Annotated in this window: 15 protein-coding genes; 7 read left to right on the top strand and 8 right to left on the bottom strand. The window is 75.5% G+C overall.

What is annotated here, in order from left to right:
* Positions 1 to 239: 239 nt before the first annotated feature.
* A complete protein-coding gene (locus QNO07_RS03615) occupies positions 240 to 554 on the top strand; it encodes a hypothetical protein (RefSeq protein ID WP_283989931.1) in 315 nt (104 codons plus the stop codon).
* Between the two features lie 30 nt (positions 555 to 584).
* On the opposite strand, the gene QNO07_RS03610 is transcribed toward QNO07_RS03615, so the two are convergent.
* From QNO07_RS03610 to QNO07_RS03595, 4 genes are all read right to left on the bottom strand, one after another.
* On the bottom strand, positions 585 to 977 hold the full coding sequence (locus QNO07_RS03610; RefSeq protein ID WP_283989929.1) for a PNPOx family protein: 393 nt from the start codon (positions 975 to 977) through the stop codon (positions 585 to 587).
* A gap of 174 nt (positions 978 to 1,151) precedes the next feature.
* The gene (serC, locus tag QNO07_RS03605) at positions 1,152 to 2,270 is read right to left on the bottom strand and encodes a phosphoserine transaminase (RefSeq protein WP_283989928.1); all 1,119 of its coding nucleotides are present in this window, start codon (positions 2,268 to 2,270) and stop codon (positions 1,152 to 1,154) included.
* Positions 2,271 to 2,451: 181 nt separating this feature from the next.
* Positions 2,452 to 5,598, bottom strand: a complete 3,147-nt coding sequence (locus tag QNO07_RS03600; protein ID WP_283989926.1) for a sacsin N-terminal ATP-binding-like domain-containing protein — start codon at positions 5,596 to 5,598, stop codon at positions 2,452 to 2,454.
* 166 nt (positions 5,599 to 5,764) lie between these two features.
* Positions 5,765 to 6,715: a DUF3027 domain-containing protein gene (locus QNO07_RS03595; protein ID WP_283989924.1), complete on the bottom strand. Its 951-nt coding sequence runs from the start codon at positions 6,713 to 6,715 to the stop codon at positions 5,765 to 5,767.
* Positions 6,716 to 7,012: 297 nt separating this feature from the next.
* On the opposite strand from QNO07_RS03595, the gene QNO07_RS03590 reads away from it, so the two are divergent.
* Genes QNO07_RS03590 through QNO07_RS03575 form a run of 4 tightly spaced genes read left to right on the top strand, consistent with a single transcriptional unit; the run spans position 7,013 to position 10,469 of the window.
* Positions 7,013 to 8,362 (top strand): MFS transporter, encoded by a 1,350-nt coding sequence (locus QNO07_RS03590; RefSeq protein ID WP_283989923.1) that lies wholly within the window; start codon positions 7,013 to 7,015, stop codon positions 8,360 to 8,362.
* A 26-nt stretch (positions 8,363 to 8,388) separates the two neighbouring features.
* Entirely contained in the window at positions 8,389 to 8,883 is a 495-nt protein-coding gene (locus QNO07_RS03585; RefSeq protein WP_283989922.1) for a DUF2771 domain-containing protein, read from the top strand.
* A 19-nt stretch (positions 8,884 to 8,902) separates the two neighbouring features.
* The gene (locus QNO07_RS03580; protein ID WP_283989920.1) at positions 8,903 to 9,613 is read left to right on the top strand and encodes a futalosine hydrolase; all 711 of its coding nucleotides are present in this window, start codon (positions 8,903 to 8,905) and stop codon (positions 9,611 to 9,613) included.
* Complete coding sequence (locus QNO07_RS03575) at positions 9,606 to 10,469, top strand: 1,4-dihydroxy-6-naphtoate synthase (RefSeq protein WP_283989919.1); 864 nt, start codon at positions 9,606 to 9,608, stop codon at positions 10,467 to 10,469. Before QNO07_RS03580 ends, QNO07_RS03575 begins: the two co-directional genes overlap by 8 nt.
* A gap of 54 nt (positions 10,470 to 10,523) precedes the next feature.
* Here the strand turns inward: QNO07_RS03575 and QNO07_RS03570 are convergent, their stop codons facing one another.
* Positions 10,524 to 11,000 (bottom strand): ATP-binding protein, encoded by a 477-nt coding sequence (locus QNO07_RS03570; RefSeq protein WP_283989918.1) that lies wholly within the window; start codon positions 10,998 to 11,000, stop codon positions 10,524 to 10,526.
* Between the two features lie 225 nt (positions 11,001 to 11,225).
* A complete protein-coding gene (locus tag QNO07_RS03565; RefSeq protein WP_283989917.1) occupies positions 11,226 to 11,609 on the bottom strand; it encodes a cold-shock protein in 384 nt (127 codons plus the stop codon).
* 389 nt (positions 11,610 to 11,998) lie between these two features.
* On the opposite strand from QNO07_RS03565, the gene QNO07_RS03560 reads away from it, so the two are divergent.
* Entirely contained in the window at positions 11,999 to 12,223 is a 225-nt protein-coding gene (locus tag QNO07_RS03560; RefSeq protein WP_283990067.1) for a hypothetical protein, read from the top strand.
* On the opposite strand, the gene QNO07_RS03555 is transcribed toward QNO07_RS03560, so the two are convergent.
* Positions 12,184 to 12,873, bottom strand: a complete 690-nt coding sequence (locus QNO07_RS03555; protein ID WP_283989915.1) for an HAD family hydrolase — start codon at positions 12,871 to 12,873, stop codon at positions 12,184 to 12,186. The genes QNO07_RS03560 and QNO07_RS03555 overlap by 40 nt on opposite strands.
* 127 nt (positions 12,874 to 13,000) lie before the next feature.
* On the bottom strand, positions 13,001 to 13,987 hold the full coding sequence (locus QNO07_RS03550; RefSeq protein ID WP_283989914.1) for a hypothetical protein: 987 nt from the start codon (positions 13,985 to 13,987) through the stop codon (positions 13,001 to 13,003).
* A gap of 40 nt (positions 13,988 to 14,027) precedes the next feature.
* On the opposite strand from QNO07_RS03550, the gene QNO07_RS03545 reads away from it, so the two are divergent.
* The gene (locus tag QNO07_RS03545) at positions 14,028 to 16,547 is read left to right on the top strand and encodes a helicase-associated domain-containing protein (RefSeq protein ID WP_283989913.1); all 2,520 of its coding nucleotides are present in this window, start codon (positions 14,028 to 14,030) and stop codon (positions 16,545 to 16,547) included.
* The last annotated feature ends 34 nt before the right edge of the window (positions 16,548 to 16,581 follow it).

The raw sequence follows: 16,581 nt of genomic DNA, 5'->3' as shown, positions 1-16,581 counted from the left end.
CGGCTCTTCACCGCGACGGCGTTTCCGCCACTCGCCGCCGCACGCCTGACCAGAAACCGCGTTGACCTGCGTATACCCGGCAACCAGGATTGACGGCACCCGCCACTGACCAGGGCGGGCGTGCAAGCGGCCGTAGCCCGCCGGAGTCCACGGAGTTCCCTGCCCAGCTAGGCTCGGGCGCTCAGGCGGATCTGCGGGCTGCCGCCGACGGCACCGCCGTCGTATCCAGGGAAGCCCGCATGACCTCCTCCGAACCCCCCTCGCCCAGCGCGCCGGCCGAGCTGTCGCCCGGGAACCGCACCGAAACCGCATTCGGCTCCGTGCTCCTGTTCGCGGTCATCGGCTTCCTGCTGCTGTTCGTCGCGGACGCTCGCGGCAACGACACCCTGGCCGCCGTCGGCCGGCTCCTGCACTGGGCAGCCGGAGCGGGGGTCCTGGTCATCGTCGCCGTCACCCGCACCGCGCTGCGCCGCTGGACGTCCGGCTTCGACTGGATCTTCGCCGCCATGTGGATCGTCCTCACGATCCCCATGTGGCTCAACGGAGATCTGTAGCCGTCCGGGACCCCGTGAGGACGGGGGCCGTTACTCGCCGATCAGGCGCAGCTCGTAGTGCACGGGGCGGTCGAACTTCAGCGCATAGCCGAGCGGCACCAGCACGCCCTGCATCAGGGGGTGCTTGCGGGCCAGTCTGCGGGCGGCGTGCTGCGACTCCTGACCGTCCAGGCGCCGCACGCGGGCCTTCAGCGGGGCTCCTGCGGGAACGCCGTCCATCGTGGCGGGCACGATCTCGACCTCCGGGTAGCGGTCCAGGCGCGCGTTCTTCTCCGCGCGGCTGTACGTCCGGAAGTAGGCCCGGTCACCTTCGACTGCGAGATTGCTGGTGTAACCCTGCGGCGTCCCGTCGCGGCCGTAGGTGGTCAGACGCACCCGCTTCTCGGATGCGAAGTTCGCAAGTCCTGTCGTCGGAGTAGCCATGCGGGGGCGGGTACCCGACCGGCAACAGGCAAAACACCGGTAAGAACACCGGCGCCGCCGCTGGGGCCCCGCCCCGCACCGGCGCTGCGGGGCCGGGGTGCGAACGCCGCAGGCCCGGCAGCGGTGCTGCCGGGCCTGCGGACGCGGACCGCCGGGACGACGGTGCCGGAAAGGTCAGAGCTGTTCGATGACGTAGTCGACGCAGGCGGTGAGGGCCTCGACGTCGGCCGGGTCGACCGCCGGGAACATGGCCACCCGCAGCTGGTTGCGGCCCAACTTGCGGTAGGGGTCGGTGTCGACGATGCCGTTGGCGCGCAGCACCTTCGCGACGGCGGCGGCGTCGATCTCGTCGCTGAAGTCGATGGTGCCGACGACCTGCGAGCGCTGTGCCGGGTCGGCCACGAACGGGGTGGCGTACTTGGACTCCTCGGCCCAGCCGTACAGCGCCTGCGAGGACGCCGCGGTGCGGCTCACGGCCCAGTCCAGGCCGCCCTGGCCGTTGATCCAGTCCAGCTGGTCGGCCAGCAGGAACAGGGTCGCCAGCGCCGGGGTGTTGTAGGTCTGGTTCTTGCGCGAGTTGTCGATCGCGGTGGGCAGGTCGAAGAAGGCGGGGATGTGCCGGTCGCCGGCCGCGATGCGGGCCGCGCGGTCCAGGGCCGCCGGGGAGAAGGCGCCGAGCCACAGGCCGCCGTCGGCGGCGAAGGACTTCTGCGGCGCGAAGTAGTAGACGTCGCTCTCGCTGATGTCCACGGACAGGCCGCCCGCGCCGGACGTGGCGTCGACCAGGACGAGCGCGCCCTCGTCGGCTCCGGCGACCCGGCGGATGGGGGCCGCGACGCCGGTGGAGGTCTCGTTGTGGGTCAGTGCGTAGACGTCCGTGCCGGCCTCGGCGTGCGGGACGGGGTGGGTGCCCGGCTCGGACTTGACGACGGTCGGCTCGGCCAGCCAGGGCGCGGCGCTCGCGGCCTTGGCGAACTTGGACGAGAACTCGCCGAACGACAGGTGCTGCGACTTGTTCTCGATCAGACCGTGCGTCGCGATGTCCCAGAAGGCGGTGGAGCCGCCGTTGCCGAGCACGACCTCGTAGCCCTCGGGCAGCGAGAACAGCTCGGACACGCCCTTGCGGACCCGGCCGACCAGGTCCTTGACGGGTGCCTGGCGATGGGAGGTGCCCAGCAGGGAGGTACCGGTGGCGGCCAGGGCGTCGAGCGCCTCGCCTCGCACCTTGGAGGGGCCCGAACCGAAACGTCCGTCGGCGGGCTTGATGTCAGCGGGAATCCGGATCTCAGCCACGCACGTGAGAGTAACGCGTGCGGGGAGGCCGGGCGGCGACGTCCGTTCCGTGAGACGCGCCGCCCGTTCCTCGGACCGGAGCCGGATTCCCCCCGACCGTTGCCGGACGGGGTGGTCGCCTGGGCCATTACCGGACGGAGGGGGGCCGCCCGGGCCGTCGCAGGATTCACCCGGACCGGCGTCAGTCGAACCAGCGGGCGACGGTGAGTTCCGCCGTGCGGGAGGAGTCCTCCAGCAGGGCCGCCACCTCGAAGCGGCGCGGCCAGGCGCCCGCCGCCCAGCACAGCCCGGCGGCGACGCCCTCCAGCGTGGCGGCGTGCAGCACGCCGTCGCCGGTGAGGCGCCACTCGGTCTCGATGCCGTCGACGAGCAGCTCGTCGTGCTCCAGGTAGGTGGCGGGTGCGGCGGAGCCGAGCAGGGCCCGCACCGCGTCCGGGACGGTCCGCTGCTCGCCCCCGATGGGCGGCTGCGGCGTCAGGGCCTCGGACAGCCGCCGCACGTCCAGCACCGCGGCGAGTTCGGCGGCCAGCGCCGGGCGGACCGGCAGCAGTGCCCGGCCGCCCGCGGCGGGCAGCAGGTCGGGCGCGTCGGCGACCAGGGCGTCCGCCGCGTCCACCACCCGCACCTCGCCGTCGACGACGGCCCGCAGTTCGTCGGGCAGTGTCACCTCCGACGGGTCGAGTTCGGCCAGCAGCGTGTACAGGCCGTGCAGTTGGGCGGCGCCCACCGGCAGGTCCGGGTCGGCGAGGCGGCCCAGCAGCTCCGCCGCGCCGCCCGGCTCGTCGAGCAGGGCGGCGGCGGAGGTGCGCACGCCGAGGGCGTGCAGGATCTGCGGGTCGTCGAACCCGGACGCGTCGGCCTCCTCGTAGAGCCCTGCGAGCAGCGGGTCGCCGCCGGCGGCGCGCAGCCCGGCGGGACGGCGACCGTCCAGCACGGGGTGGCCGCGCAGCCACCACGCGGTGTACGGGCGCACGCTCTCGGTGGTGCCGTCGGGCAGCAGCACGCGCAGCGGGGTGGTCAGCGCGTCCCGCAGCGGCGGCATGGCGAGCATCGCCAGGGCCTGCGGCCAGCGGTCGTCGTCGACCAGGTCCAGGTCGCGCACCGCGAGCAGTTCACCGGCGACCGGGGGGACGGGCGTCTCGGGCAGCGTGTCGAGCGTGTCCTCGCACCACACGTCGACCGCGTCCAACAGCCCGGCGTCGTCCGGTTCGGCGAAGTCGCCTTCGCGCGGCTCCAGTTCGTCCGGGTCGAGTACGACGTCCTGGGCCCGGACCAGGGTGAGTCGGTCCAGCACGCCGACCGCGGTCAGCGGCTGCTCGCCCCAGCGCTCGGCCAACTCCGCGTCGCAGCGCGCGAGTTCGTCCTCGCGAATGATCTGCTCCAACGCGCTTCCGGGGTAGAGGAGTTCACCGGCGGGGGCCGGTTCGCCGTCCTCGTCGGGCAGGGCCAGCGCGGCCAGCCACGGCTCCTCGCCTGGGGCCAGGCCCGCGTCGCGGACGAGGGTGAGCACCGTCTCGACCAGCTCGTCCGGGTCGAGCGGGCCGTTCCCGGCGTCGTCCAGGCCGTCGTCCCAGCGTTCCTCGGCGTCCATCGACGCGGCGACCGCCGCCCGCACCTGCGGGGTGGTGAGCACCGCGCGCGGCGTGGCCGGCAGCGCGCCCAGCTTCTCCAGCAGCGGGTGCGCGGCCTCGGCGTGCGCCACCTTCAGGCCCAGCCGGGCGAGGCGCCGGGCCGCAGCGCCGGGCCCGTCCCCGGCGGTGCCGTCTCCGCTGGCGTCCCCGCTGCCGCCCCCGGTCGCGTCCCCGGTGGGGTCGGGCAGCAGGACCTGGCGGGGGCCGATCGTGGTGCGGCCGTCGGCCAGCGGCACGGGCAGGCCGGTGAGCCGGTCGGGGTCAACCCCGGCCAGCGAGTCGTAGAGCCGCCGCCACCAGGCCGGGTCGCGTTCCACCCCGGCCAGCCGGTCGATGACCTCACCCAGCGGGATGCGCGGCACACCCAGCACACGCAGTTCGGTGCGGCGCTCCAGACCGGCCGGCAGCAGGCTGGGGAACAGTTCGGCGAGCACGGCGACGGTCTCCGCGCCGGCGCCCTCGGCGAGTTCCGCCTCCCGGGGCCGCAGCGCGTACGGCTTGCCCTCGTCGTCCAGTCCGGCCCCGGCCAGGAACGGCTCCCGGATCAGGCGGGGCGGCAGCAGGCCGCGCAGCTCGCCGTCGATCTCGCCCTTGCCGAGCGGGCCGGGCACCAGGTCCAGCGTGCCGGTGCTGACCGGCTCCCACTCGCGCAGCAGCGCGGCGTAGGCGTCCGCCGCCCGTTCCAGCAGGAAACGGGTCAGCGGGCCGGGGGCGACGTGCCGCCGGGTGGGCTCCAGCGGGAACGAGGCGATGAGCAGCGCGGGCAGGCCCAGCGGCTCGTCGGTGGGGGTGGGCGCGTGCAGGACGGGCGCGGTGGCGGGCGGCACGGGGGCGCCCTCGGCGTCCACGGGCACCGCCCAGGTGACCGACCAGCCGGGCCGGGCGCGCTCCTCCACCGGCCGGTCGGCGAGCAGTTCGGGGCCCGCGGTGCCGGCGTCGGTGACCACCCGCCAGCGGGTGCCGCCGATGACGGTGTACGGGCCGTCCTGGCGGCGGGTGAGGGTGCGGGTCCCGGCGTCGGTGCGGATCTCGACCTCGGCGAGGCCGGGCAGGGTGAGCAGCAGCGCGTCGTCGACGGCGGCGAGCAGCCGCTCGGCGAGGTCCCGGGCGGCTGCGTCGCGCAGCGGCAGCACCACGGCCGTGTCGTAGCCGTCGGGTGCGGTGCCGTCGGCGGGCAGCGGCAGGCGCAGCAGCGGGACCTGGAACGGGCCGCCGCTGCGGCGGCGCAGCTCGTCGGCCAGTTCGGGGCGGGCGGCGGCCATGGTGAGCGCCTCGTCGAGTGACCAGCGCACGCTGCCGGTACGGCTGAGCAGCGCGGGTTCGTCGCTGATCGCCAGGACGGAGGCGAAGCCGACGCCGAACCGGCCGACGGTGCCCTCCGGCTGCGTGTCGTCGCGCTTGGCGGAGGCGCGCAGTGTCGACAGCGACTCCACGCCGGCCGCGTCGAGGTGGGCGCCGGTGTTGGCGGCGACCAGCGCGCCGGAGTTCAGGGTGAGCAGCAGCCGTCCGGGCACGCCCGCACGGGCGGCGGCGTCGGCGGCGTTCTGCGCCAGCTCGACGACGAGTCGGTCACGGTAGCCGCCTAGGGCCAGCTCCTCCTCGGCGTTGGCGTCCTCCCGGAACCGGGCTGGCGACGCCGCCCACGCGTCGAGCACGCGGCGGCGGAGGTCTGCGGTGCGGAAGAGGTCATCGGCCATGCGGTGACGCTACCGCCCGGGGCACCCCACGCGCCCCGCCGCCCCGGTCCGGCCTCCCGGCGCGGCCCGAGCCGCCCTGGGGGGCGGGCCCACGCCGAGTGGGCGCGGCCAGCCGGCAGTCGGCGGTTGCCAAGCGGGCCAGCGCGCGGTCGTCGGCGTCCAGCCGTCAGCCGGTGGCGGGGCCGCCGTCGGGGCCGGGCGCGGACGTGGAGCCGGAATCGCCGTCCGTGGACTCGCCACCGGAACGGCCACCGGCCTTGTCACCGGACCCGTCGGGTCCGTTCCCGGCCCCGTCGGCATCCTCGTCGGTGGCCGGCGGCGGGTCGTGCAGGGGCATGGCGTCGACCCGGTTCTCGTCGACGACCGGCTCGGGGGGGCGCACCGGCTTGGGCATGACGGCGGCCTCGGAGTGCGCGCCGCAGCCGTAGGCGAGGGACACCACCCGGCCGTCGGCCGGGGCGTACTCGTTGGCGCACACGCCGAACGCCTGCCGCAGCGAGCCCGTCAGCGGCACCAGGAAGCCGCAGCTCATGCAGGAGGCGGGTGCGGACTGCGCCATCTGCGCCTTCGGCCCGAACTCCTCCTCCCAGCGGTCGGCCGCGGTGTGCAGGCCGAAGCGCGACAGCACGCGGGGCCGTCCCATGCCCAGCTCGTCGGCGATCGCGCCCAGCTCAGCGGGGCGCGGCAGCGGCGGCTCCTCCTCGTCAGCGGCGAGCGGCGAGTTGGGCGGCGGCGCGTCCTCGCCGGAGAAGCCGGGCTCCAGGCGCAGGTCGTCGGCGTCGGCGGGCAGCAGGTCGCCGGGGCCCATGTCGCCGGGCCGCAGCCGCTCACTCCAGGGCAGCCACTGCGGGGCGAGCAGCGCGTCGGTCCCCGGCAGCAGCACCGTCTCGTCGACGGTGACGAGCTTCGCGCGGGAGGCGCGGGCGACGGTCACCGCCCAGTGCCAGCCGCGGTAGCCGGGCTCCCGGCACGCGAAGAGGTGGGTCACGACCCGATCACCGTCAACGACCGTGCCCAGGTGCTCGCCGACCGGCCGGGGGTGCGCGGCCTCGACCGCCGCCTCCCGGGCCAGTTCGACTGCCTCGGCGCACAGCCGGTCAGGGGTACGGCTTCGCATCGCAGCACTCACAAGAATCGTTTTCTCCTACGCCGTGTCGCGGGGGCGCGCCATCGCGGGGCCCGGCCTGCCGAGGGGACCGGGGACGGAGCGGACCGACGGGCCGCTGCGACGTCCGCCTCCCCGGTGCAAGGACCGTACGGGGCGCACTGCGCTCCCACGCTACCCCACCGGGGCGCCGGTGCGTCCGGGCCGGTCCGGTGGGGCTGCCGGGTAAGCGTGCTTCGCTGGGGCAGACTGAACCAGGTGGGTGCAACCAGGTTGACGGAACGGGAACCCGGACGAAGGCGAAGCGTCATGCGGGGGCTGGGCCATGCGGTGCGCAGGCCGCCCACCGCGGTCGCCCGCCGCATCCGGCGGGCGACACACGCCCAGGGCGCCGGGGAGACGGGCCTGGGCCGGCTCATCGAGCTGCACGCGGTGAACTCCGCGGGCGACATGATGATCACCGTGGCGCTGGCCTCGACCATCTTCTTCGCCGTGCCCACCGACGAGGCGCGCGGGCGCGTCGCGCTGTACCTGGCGGTGACGCTGGCGCCCTTCGCGCTGCTCGCGCCGGTCATCGGCCCGCTGCTGGACCGCATCCCGCACGGCCGGCGGGCCGCGATGGCCGGGGCGATGCTGGCCAGGGCCCTGCTGGCGCTTGCGCTGTCCGGCGCGGTCGGCGACGGCGGGCTGGAGCTGTATCCGGCGGCGCTGGGCGTGCTGGTCGCGTCGAAGGCCTACAACATCGTCCGCTCGGCGGTGGTGCCACGCCTGCTGCCACCACGCATCTCGCTGGTCAAGGCCAACTCCCGGGTGACACTCGCCGGTCTGCTGGCCACCGGCGCCGCGGCGCCGGTGGCAGCCGGTCTGCACCAACTCGGCCCGCAGTGGCCGCTGTACGGCGCTTTTTTGATCTTCATCGTCGGCACCTTCCTGTCCTTCAGCCTCTCCCACGACGTGGACTCGGCGAAGGGTGAGCGCAAGGCCCGGCTGGCGGCGGCAGCGGGCGAGCCGGAGCCGTGGGTGGCCCGGCACACCCCCGGGCACGACCGCCGGGCCCGCCGCCCGGGGCTGCGCACGGTCGGCATGTCGGTGCTGAACGCGCTGGTGGCCAACTCCTCCATCCGGGCCCTGTCCGGCTTTCTCACGTTCTTCCTGGCGTTCATGCTGCGCGAGCACCCCTTCGAGGGCATGAACGCCGCGTACTCGCTGGGCATGGTGGTGGTCGCGGCGGGCGCCGGCAACGCGCTGGGCACCGCCACGGGCGCCTGGCTGAAGGCCCGCGGCCCCGAAGTGATCATCGCGGTGGTGCTGGGCCTGTCCCTGACCGCGTCCGTCGCCGCCGCCGTCGCCTACAGCGCCGTCACCGTGACGGCCGTCGCCGCCGTGGCGGGCATCTGCCAGGCGCTGGCCAAGCTGTCGCTGGACGCGCTCATCCAGCGGGACGTGCCGGAGGACGTGCGCACCTCGGCGTTCGCCCGCTCGGAGACGCTGATGCAGATGTCGTGGGTGGTCGGCGGGGCCGTCGGCATCTGCCTCCCGCTGCTCGGCACGCTGGGCATGGCGGTCGGCGCGGGCATCCTGCTGGCGGGGGCGATCGCCTCCGTCCGGGGCCTGCTGGTGTCCGCGCGGCGCGGCACGCCGCACCCCCGCGTCGCCTGACGGACGCGGAGCGGTAGCCTGCGTGCATGACCAGCATGCTCTCAGGAGGCCGGGGCCGCCGCGCCGCCCGCACCGCCGTCGCCGCCGGCGCCGTCACCCTCGGGCTTGTCGCCCTGTCCGCCTGCGAGAAGCCGACGCCCCGGGCCACCATGGTGGCCGGTTCGACGTCGGTGTCGACGGAAGCGGCCTGCTACGACCACGGCAAGAAGCTCAGCGAGAAGCGGATCGCGGACTGCACCAAGCAGAAGCCCACCCGCTCCCTGACGGTCGGCGAGGGTGACATGCTCCGCCTCGGCGTCGACCCGGAGATCGCCGAGACCGGCTGGGTGCTCTTCCTCAACGGCCAGCAGGCGATCGAGCCGATCACCAAGACCTACCGCAGCTTCCCGAGCGACGCGTTCTTCAGCCGGCAGGACCCGATGGGCGGCCAGGAGCAGGCGTCGTCGGTCAACGTGAGCATCGTCCAGGTGGACGGCGACAACTACAAGGGCGTCTGGAACATCGAGCTCAAGAACAACTGAGCCACCGGACCGGTCCGCCGTGCGCGCGCTGATCGTCACCGCCGTCCCGCCCGAGCGGGACGCGGTGCTCGCCGGCCTCGCCGCCTGCGGCTCCGACTTCGGTCGGGGCCCGGACCCAGACTCCGGACCGGGCTCGGGTGAGGGCCGCCCGACGGTGCTTGCGGCCGGAGTGGGCCCGGCCGCCGCGGCTGCCGCCACCGCCGCCGAGCTGACCTCGGCCGCCCTGGCCGGGCGGCCGTACGCGCTGGTGGTGTCCGCCGGTATCGGCGGCGGGTTCGCGCCCGTGCAACCGCCGGACCTGGTGGTGGCCTCCACGATCGTCGCCGCCGACCTGGGCGCCGACACGCCCGACGGTTTCCGCTCGGTCGCCGCGCTCGGGTTCGGCACCGACACGGTGCACGTGCCGGGCGACCTGGCCCGCGCGGTCGCCGACCGGCTCCGGGCCGTGCTCGGCCCGGTCCTCACCGTCTCCACCGTGACCGGCACCGCCGCCCGCGCCGCCGAGCTGGCGGCCCGTCATCCCGGGGCCGTCGCCGAGGCGATGGAGGGGTTCGGCGTCGCCCAGGCCGCCGCCGCGTCGGGCGTGCCCGTGCTGGAGGTGCGGGCGGTGTCCAACCCGGTCGGGCCCAGGGACCGCGCAGCCTGGCGCATCCCGGACGCGCTGGACGCGCTGGCCGGGGCGTTCGGGAAGATCGCACCCGTCATCGAGGGTTGGACGAGGCATGGTTGAGCAGCCGCGGCACGCACCGCTGGACATCGCGTACTCCCCCTGCCCCAACGACACGTTCGTCTTCCACGCCTGGGCGCACGGCCTGGTGCCGGACGCGCCGCCGCTGAACGTGACGTTCGCCGACATCGACGTGACCAACGGCATGGCGGAACGCGGCGAACTCGACGTGCTGAAGGTCTCCTACGCGGTGCTGCCGTGGGTGCTGGAGGAGTACGCGCTGCTGCCGTGCGGGGGTGCGCTGGGACGCGGCTGCGGCCCGCTGGTACTGACCCGCGAACCCGGCCGCGACCTGCGGGGAGCGACGGTGGCGGTACCGGGCGAGCGCTCCACCGCGTACCTGCTGTTCCGCCTGTGGGCGGCCGAGCAGGTCCCGGGCGGCGTCGGCGACGTGGTGGTCATGCCGTTCGACGAGATCATGCCGGCCGTACGGGACGGCCGGGTGGACGCCGGGCTGGTCATCCACGAGGCCCGCTTCACCTACCAGCGCTACGGCCTGCACCGGCTCGCCGACCTCGGCGAGCACTGGGAGCGGACGACGGGCCTGCCCATCCCGCTGGGCGCGATCATCGCCCGGCGCTCACTGGGCGGGCCGACGCTGCGGGCCCTCGCCGCGGCGGCGCGCACCTCGGTGCGCATGGCGTGGGACGACCCGCAGGCGTCCCGGGAGTACGTGCGGGCGCACGCGCAGGAGATGGACCGGGAGGTGGCGGAGCAGCACATCGGGCTGTACGTCAACGAGTTCACCGCCGACCTCGGCGAGTCCGGTCTGGCCGCCGTGCGCGGGCTGCTGACCCGGGCAGCGGCGGAAGGCCTCGTCCCGCCCCTGGCCCCGGACGCCCTGACCCTGCCCCGCTGACTCCTGCCGCGGCGTCGGTCACGGTCCCTCCCGCGGTGCGCGTCACCCTGATCGTCAAGACGCGGGCGCAGGCGCGGGAATCTCCGCCCAGACGGTGTGGCCGTGGCAGCGGCGCCGGTCCCCCCAGGCATCGCAGAGCGCGTCGACCAGGAAGAGACCCCTGCCGTCTTCGGCCAGGTCGAAGGCGGGATGACGCCACCGGGCCTGCAGCCGGCCGATGTCCACACCGGTGCCGGCGTCGCTGACCTCGATGCGCACGGCACGCCGCCGGTCGCTCGTGCGTCGCAGCACCACGGTCACCGCCAGCGGCGGCGTGCCGTGCCGTACGGCGTTGGAGACGAGCTCCGTCCAGACCACCTGCGCGTCGTCGGAGACGTCGCTCAGGCCCCACGACTGGAGTCGGCGCCGGATCTCGCCTCGCAGGGCGGGCAGGCAGGCGGGCCAGTCGTCGAGGGGACGGCAACCGGGGCCCTCGTCGAGAGGGCCGTGGGTGGCGTCCGGCGGAGCGGTGTCCTGAATCGGAGTTTTCATGGCCGAAGTCCCTTGTTTGCCTGTACAAGTTATTCGTCACCATTCGCTCGGCGGATGGGTTCACCGGCGAAAGACCAGGCGGGAGGTCGGCCGATCCGAGCGGACGGTCGGCTGCGCCTCGGTGTGCGGCCCGCCCCCGGCCGGGGGCGGGCCACGCATCGCGAAGTGTGCGCCGGACGTCGGGCCCGGGCAGGCGTCGCAGGTTCAGACGTCGAGGTCGCGGGCTCAGACGTCGAGTTGGTCGGCCACCGCCCGCAGCATCCCGGCGATCTTGTGGCCGTGCTGGCGGTCCGGGTACCGGCCGCGCTCCAACTGCTGGGAGACGCCGTCCAGCAGCGTGGAGAGGTCCTGGACGATCGACGCCAACTCGTCCGGCTTGCGGCGCTGCGCCGCGGCGACCGAGGGCGCCGGATCGAGCAGCGTCAGCGAGAGCGCCTGGTCACCCCGCTGACCGGCCACCACCCCGAACTCGACCCGCTGCCCCGGCTTCAGCGCCTCCACGCCGCTGGGCAGCACGGAGGAGTGCACGAAGACGTCCCCGCCGTCGTCACGAGAGAGGAAGCCGAAGCCCTTCTCACTGTTGAACCACTTGACCTTGCCGGTAGGCACGTCTGTCCTCGTCCTCGTCACTCGTCGGTCGGCCCCGGCAGTTGCGCCGGACTGATGGGCAGGACTCAACGCCCCCCTAGCGTCGAACGGTGCCCTCGCAGCCCCTGGGCTGCGCCGGTCGGCACCGAGAACGCTCGTGAAAACGTGAAAGCGTGAATCCGTGGAACTGGAAAGCAGCGGCGGGCCGCTCGCCCCGCCATGACTCAAGGTTAATCTTCCGTCGCCCGCTGACAAGATGCCCCGGCCCCGTTCCTCCGCGCACCTGCCCACCGGCTTACCCTGGACAGGTGAGCAATACACCAGTCCACCGGAGCCCGTCCTCTCCTTCCACGGGCGGCGCCACCGGCCCCGCCACCGGCCCCGCCACCGATCAGGGGAGAGCCGGTGACCTGCTGGTGCGGGTCGGCGGGATCGTCTTCGCCGTCGGCGCGCTGGCCACCCTCGTCACGTTCGCACCGATGTTCCTCGGCACCGAGCGGTTCCCGCCGATCGCCTACTTCGTGTGCATGCTGATGGGGCTGGGCTTCGCGCTGGCCGCCGCAGGGCTGCTGCGGTCCGCTGCCGAGCAGCGGCGTCAGGCGGGTGACGCGGCGCGGCGGCTCTCCGAGCGGTAGCCGTCCAGCCAGGCGGGGAACGCGGTGAGGTCCGGCAGGACGACCGCCGCCCCGGCGGCGTCCAGTTCGGCCGCCGAGTACGGGCCCGTCGCCACCGACACAGGAAGTGCCCCGGCCGCCAGGGCGCCGCGCACGTCACCCACGTGGTCGCCGACGTAGACCGTCGCGCCCTGCTCGCGCAGCGCCCGGCCCTTGGCCTCGGCCCACAGGTCGCCGACCAGCTCGTCCGGCTCCAGACCGAGGTACGCCAGGTGGTGGCCCGCGTTGCGCTGGTTCTTGGCGGTCACCACCACCGACCGGCCGCCGGCATCCCGTACCGCGGCGAGCGACTCGCGGGCGCCCGGCAGGGCGGGAGTGGGCTCGATCGCGTGGTCCACGTACAGCTCCCGGTACCGGTCGGCGGCGGCCCGGAGGCCGTCGGCGGGGAACCAGTGGGCCAGTTCGGTCTCCAGCGGCGGCCCCAGCCGGGACACCACCAGCTCGCAGTCGATGTGGACGCCCGTCTCGGCGGCCAGCAGCTCGTAGACGGCCCGGATGCCGGGTCGGGAGTCGATGAGCGTCATGTCGAGGTCGAAGCCGACCGTCACCGGCGGCGGGGTCGGGTGGCCGGGCAGCTCCCCGGCGTCGGTCGGTGAGGTCACGGCGCCCATTGTGCCGGTCGGGCGGGCACGGCCGACCGGCCGGGGCGGGACGGGCGGGAGGGGCCCCGCTCCCGCCCCGGCCACCGATCAGGCCGGCCACGGATCGGGCCGGCCACGGATCGGGCCGGCCCGCCGCTCAGGCGACCGGGCGGCGGGCGCGCCAGAGCAGGAACACCGCGCTGGCGACGGCCGCTCCCCGCAGCACCCACGGGTAAGCGCCGGTCAGCACCTCCTGCAGCTGCCCGTCGGCGATCGGATCGCCCCACCGCCCGTCCGCGCGCCCCCACAACCAGACGAGCCCGACGCCTACGACCAGCCCGGGCATGCCCAGCAGTGCCCACTTCGCCTCGATGCGGCTCAGCCGCGGCGACCACCACGTCAGCACCCAGCCCAGGCCGAGTGCCACCAGTGAGCCCAGCGCCGCCCCCGCCACCAGCGCCAGCGCCGCGATCAGCTCGACCGCGCCGCCAGCCCGGCGGGTCCCGCCGCCGGGCTGCCCGGCCCGGCCGCGCAACCGGGCGACCAGCCGCCGACGGCCGGTCGGCACCTCCTTCGCGGCGGCCGGACCGGGCACGGCGGCGGCCGTCTCCATGGCGGGTGGCGGCGCGGGTGACGGCAGCGGGCCCTTCTCGCCGGGCGGCGGTTTGAGCATGTCGGGCAGTTCGATGCCGCCGACGAAGCCGCTCACCTCACCGCCGCTGCCCTGCGGCAGCGGCCCTGACCCGGCGCCGCGCCACCAGTCGGGGTCGCTCTCGGCGGACGTCAGCTCGTCCAGACCGGCCAGGTGCGGCGGCGCGGCTCCGCCCGACGCGGACCGCGGCACCGAAGGCCCGACGGCACCGGCGGTACCTGCGGCGGTGGCGTCGCGCTGCTCCGGCAGTGAGCCGCCCCCGCCGCCGGCAGCGGCCACCACGTCCTCGGGCCGGCCCATCCGCTTCAGGATCTTGCGCACCGCCGCAGAGGACTCGCCCCCGCCCTCGGCCGCGGCCCGTTCGCTCTGGATGCCCGCCCGCAGATCGCTGACCAGCCGGGCCCGTTCGGCAGCGGTCATCGGCGTGCTGTGCGCCAAGTCCCCGACGCGGCTCAGGTAGTCGAACACCAGCTGTTCGCTCTCGATCCCCACACAGCGACCGTATCGCGCCGCGCCCGGTACCGTGAGGGGGATGACCAGCGAGACCGGCTCCCCGCGCACTCTCGCCGACGAGTTGCGCGCCCTGCCCGACGAGGCGCTCGCCGCGCTGCTTCGGGCACGCCCCGACCTGCTCTCGCCGGTACCGGGCGACCTCACCCAGCTCGCCACCCGCGCCGGCACCAGGGCGTCCGTCGTGCGGGCCGTCGAGCGCCTGGACACCTTCGCCCTGCAGACCGCGCAGGCGCTTGCCGTCGCGCCCGACCCGTGCGACCTGCCCGCGCTGGCAGCGCTGCTGCCCGGCGGCGAGGAGCAGCTGCCGACGGCGGTGGCCGCGCTGCGCGCCCAGGCCCTGGTGTGGGGCGGTGAGCGGCTGCGGCTGGTCCGCACCGCCCGGGAGCTGCTGTCCCCGTCGGCGACCACGACGTCACCGACCGGGCTGGGCCCCTCCCTCGCCGAGGCCGCCGCCGGGACGTCGCCCGGGCGGCTCCAGGAACTGGTGGCGGCCTGCGGGCTGCCCGCCACCCACGACCCGGTGAGTGCCGTCAACGCACTGACCGACCTGTTCACCGACCGCACGCGGATGGCCGAACTGCTCGCCGGGGCGCCGCCCGAAGCGGCGGCGATGCTCGGCAAGCTGGTGTGGGGCCCGCCCTACGGCACCGTCGCCACCGCCGACCCGGCCGACGGCACGGCCCCCGTGGCGGGTGTGTTCTCCGCGCCCGTGCGGTGGCTGCTGGACCGCGGGCTGCTGCTGCCCGCCGGCCCCCGCGCCGCACCCGGTCCGGGCGGGGGGCGCGGACACACCGTGCTGCTGCCGCGCGAGGTGGCGCTGCACCTGCGGGAGGGCCGCGCGCACCGCGAGCTGGAGCCCGTGCCGCCGCCCGTCGCGGCCCAGCGGGTGCATCCGCTGCCGACCGTCGACGGCACCGCCGCGGGGCAGGCGTTCACGGCCGTCTCGACCGTCGAGGAACTGCTCAAGGAGTGGGAGCGGGCCGCCCCCGCCGTGCTGCGCGCCGGCGGCCTTGGCGTGCGCGACCTCAGGCGGACCGCCGCCGCCCTGGACCTGCCGGAGCCGGAGACCGCGTTCTGGGTGGAACTGGCCCACGCGGCCGGCCTGGTGGCGTCCGACGGCGAGACCGACGAGCGGTACGCGCCCACCCCCGCCTACGACGACTGGCTGGACCGGGCGCCGCAGGACCGCTGGGCGGTGCTGGTCGCCGCCTGGCTGCCGGGCACCCGGGTGCCGGGGCTGGCCGGCACCCGCGACGGCAAGGGCCGCACGCTGTCCGCGCTCGGCCCCGGCCTGGACCGCTCCCTCGCGCCCGCGCTGCGCCGCCGCACCCTGGAACTGCTCGCCGAACTGCCCGAGTGCGGCACACCGGAACCGGGCGCGCTGCTGGAACGGCTGCGCTGGGAACGCCCGCTCAGGTCCGGCGACGAGCTGCGGGCCACGATGGGCACCGCCGTCCTCACCGAGGCCGAGCAGCTGGGCCTCACCGGGCGCGGCGCCCTGGCCGGGCACGCCCGCCCGCTGCTGGACGCCGCCTTCGCCCCCGGCGGCACCGCCTCCGGAGGCACCGCCTCCGGTGACGGCCCGGCCGCGACCGCCGGTCCGGCGGCGAAGGCCGCCGCTCTGCTCGCGCCGCTGCTGCCCGAACCCCTCGACCACGTGCTGCTGCAGGCCGACCTGACCGCCGTCGCCCCCGGCCCGCTGCGCCGCCCGCTGTCGGACGCGCTGAGCGTGCTGGCCGAGGTCGAGTCCAAGGGCGCCGCGACCGTCTACCGCTTCACCCCGCAGTCGGTGCGCCGGGCGCTCGACGCCGGGCGCAGCGCCACCGAACTGCACGCCTTCCTCGCCGCGCACTCCCGCACACCGGTGCCGCAACCGCTGACGTACCTGGTGGACGACGTGGCGCGGCGGCACGGCCGGCTGCGGGTGGGCGCCGCCTCCTCCTACGTGCGGTGCGACGACGACGCACTGCTCACGGAGATCCTCGCCGACCGCCGGTCCGCCGGGCTGCGCCTGCGGCTGCTGGCGCCGACGGTGCTGGCGTCCGCCGCCGCCCCCGACCAGCTCCTGGCGGGCCTGCGCGACCTGGGCTTCGCGCCGGCCGCGGAGTCGGCGGACGGCGACGTGCTGATCGCCCGCCCCGACGCCCACCGCACCCCGCCGCGCACCCCGCCGGAGCCGGTGCCCGACGGCCCGCCGCGCCCGGACGACACGCTGCTGGCCGCCGCCGTCCGCGCCATCCGGGCGGGCGACCTGGCCGCCGTCACCCCGCACAAACCGCGCGCGCCGCGCCACACCCCGGAGGGCACGCTGCCGCGCACCACCTCGGCGGACACCCTGGCCACCATGCAGTCGGCCGTGCTCACCGGGCAGGCCGTGTGGATCGGCTACGTCAACGCCGACGGCGCCGCCAGCCAGCGCGTCATCGCCCCCGTCCGGGTGGAGGGCGGCTTCGTCACCGGCTACGACCACACCGCCGACGAGGTCCGCACCTACCCGCTGCACCGCATCACCGGCGTCGCCGAACTCGCCGACGGCTGACCGGGGTTGTCTGTCCCTGAGCGTGTTCTCGCGG

Source organism: Streptomyces sp. 549 (genome assembly GCF_030124175.1).
Classification (GTDB): Bacteria; Actinomycetota; Actinomycetes; order Streptomycetales; family Streptomycetaceae; genus Streptomyces.
Note: the sequence above shows the minus strand (reverse complement) of the source record. Positions and strands in the feature narration are given on the sequence as shown.

Excerpts from the sequence above, each read along its gene's own strand:
- QNO07_RS03615 (WP_283989931.1), top strand. The coding sequence starts at position 240 with ATGACCTCCTCCGAACCCCCCTCGCCCAGCGCGCCGGCCGAGCTGTCG.
- QNO07_RS03610 (WP_283989929.1), bottom strand. The coding sequence starts at position 977 with ATGGCTACTCCGACGACAGGACTTGCGAACTTCGCATCCGAGAAGCGG.
- QNO07_RS03600 (WP_283989926.1), bottom strand. The coding sequence starts at position 5,598 with ATGGCCGATGACCTCTTCCGCACCGCAGACCTCCGCCGCCGCGTGCTC.
- QNO07_RS03595 (WP_283989924.1), bottom strand. The coding sequence starts at position 6,715 with ATGCGAAGCCGTACCCCTGACCGGCTGTGCGCCGAGGCAGTCGAACTG.
- QNO07_RS03590 (WP_283989923.1), top strand. The coding sequence starts at position 7,013 with ATGCGGGGGCTGGGCCATGCGGTGCGCAGGCCGCCCACCGCGGTCGCC.
- QNO07_RS03585 (WP_283989922.1), top strand. The coding sequence starts at position 8,389 with ATGACCAGCATGCTCTCAGGAGGCCGGGGCCGCCGCGCCGCCCGCACC.
- QNO07_RS03575 (WP_283989919.1), top strand. The coding sequence starts at position 9,606 with ATGGTTGAGCAGCCGCGGCACGCACCGCTGGACATCGCGTACTCCCCC.
- QNO07_RS03570 (WP_283989918.1), bottom strand. The coding sequence starts at position 11,000 with ATGAAAACTCCGATTCAGGACACCGCTCCGCCGGACGCCACCCACGGC.
- QNO07_RS03555 (WP_283989915.1), bottom strand. The coding sequence starts at position 12,873 with ATGGGCGCCGTGACCTCACCGACCGACGCCGGGGAGCTGCCCGGCCAC.
- QNO07_RS03545 (WP_283989913.1), top strand. The coding sequence starts at position 14,028 with ATGACCAGCGAGACCGGCTCCCCGCGCACTCTCGCCGACGAGTTGCGC.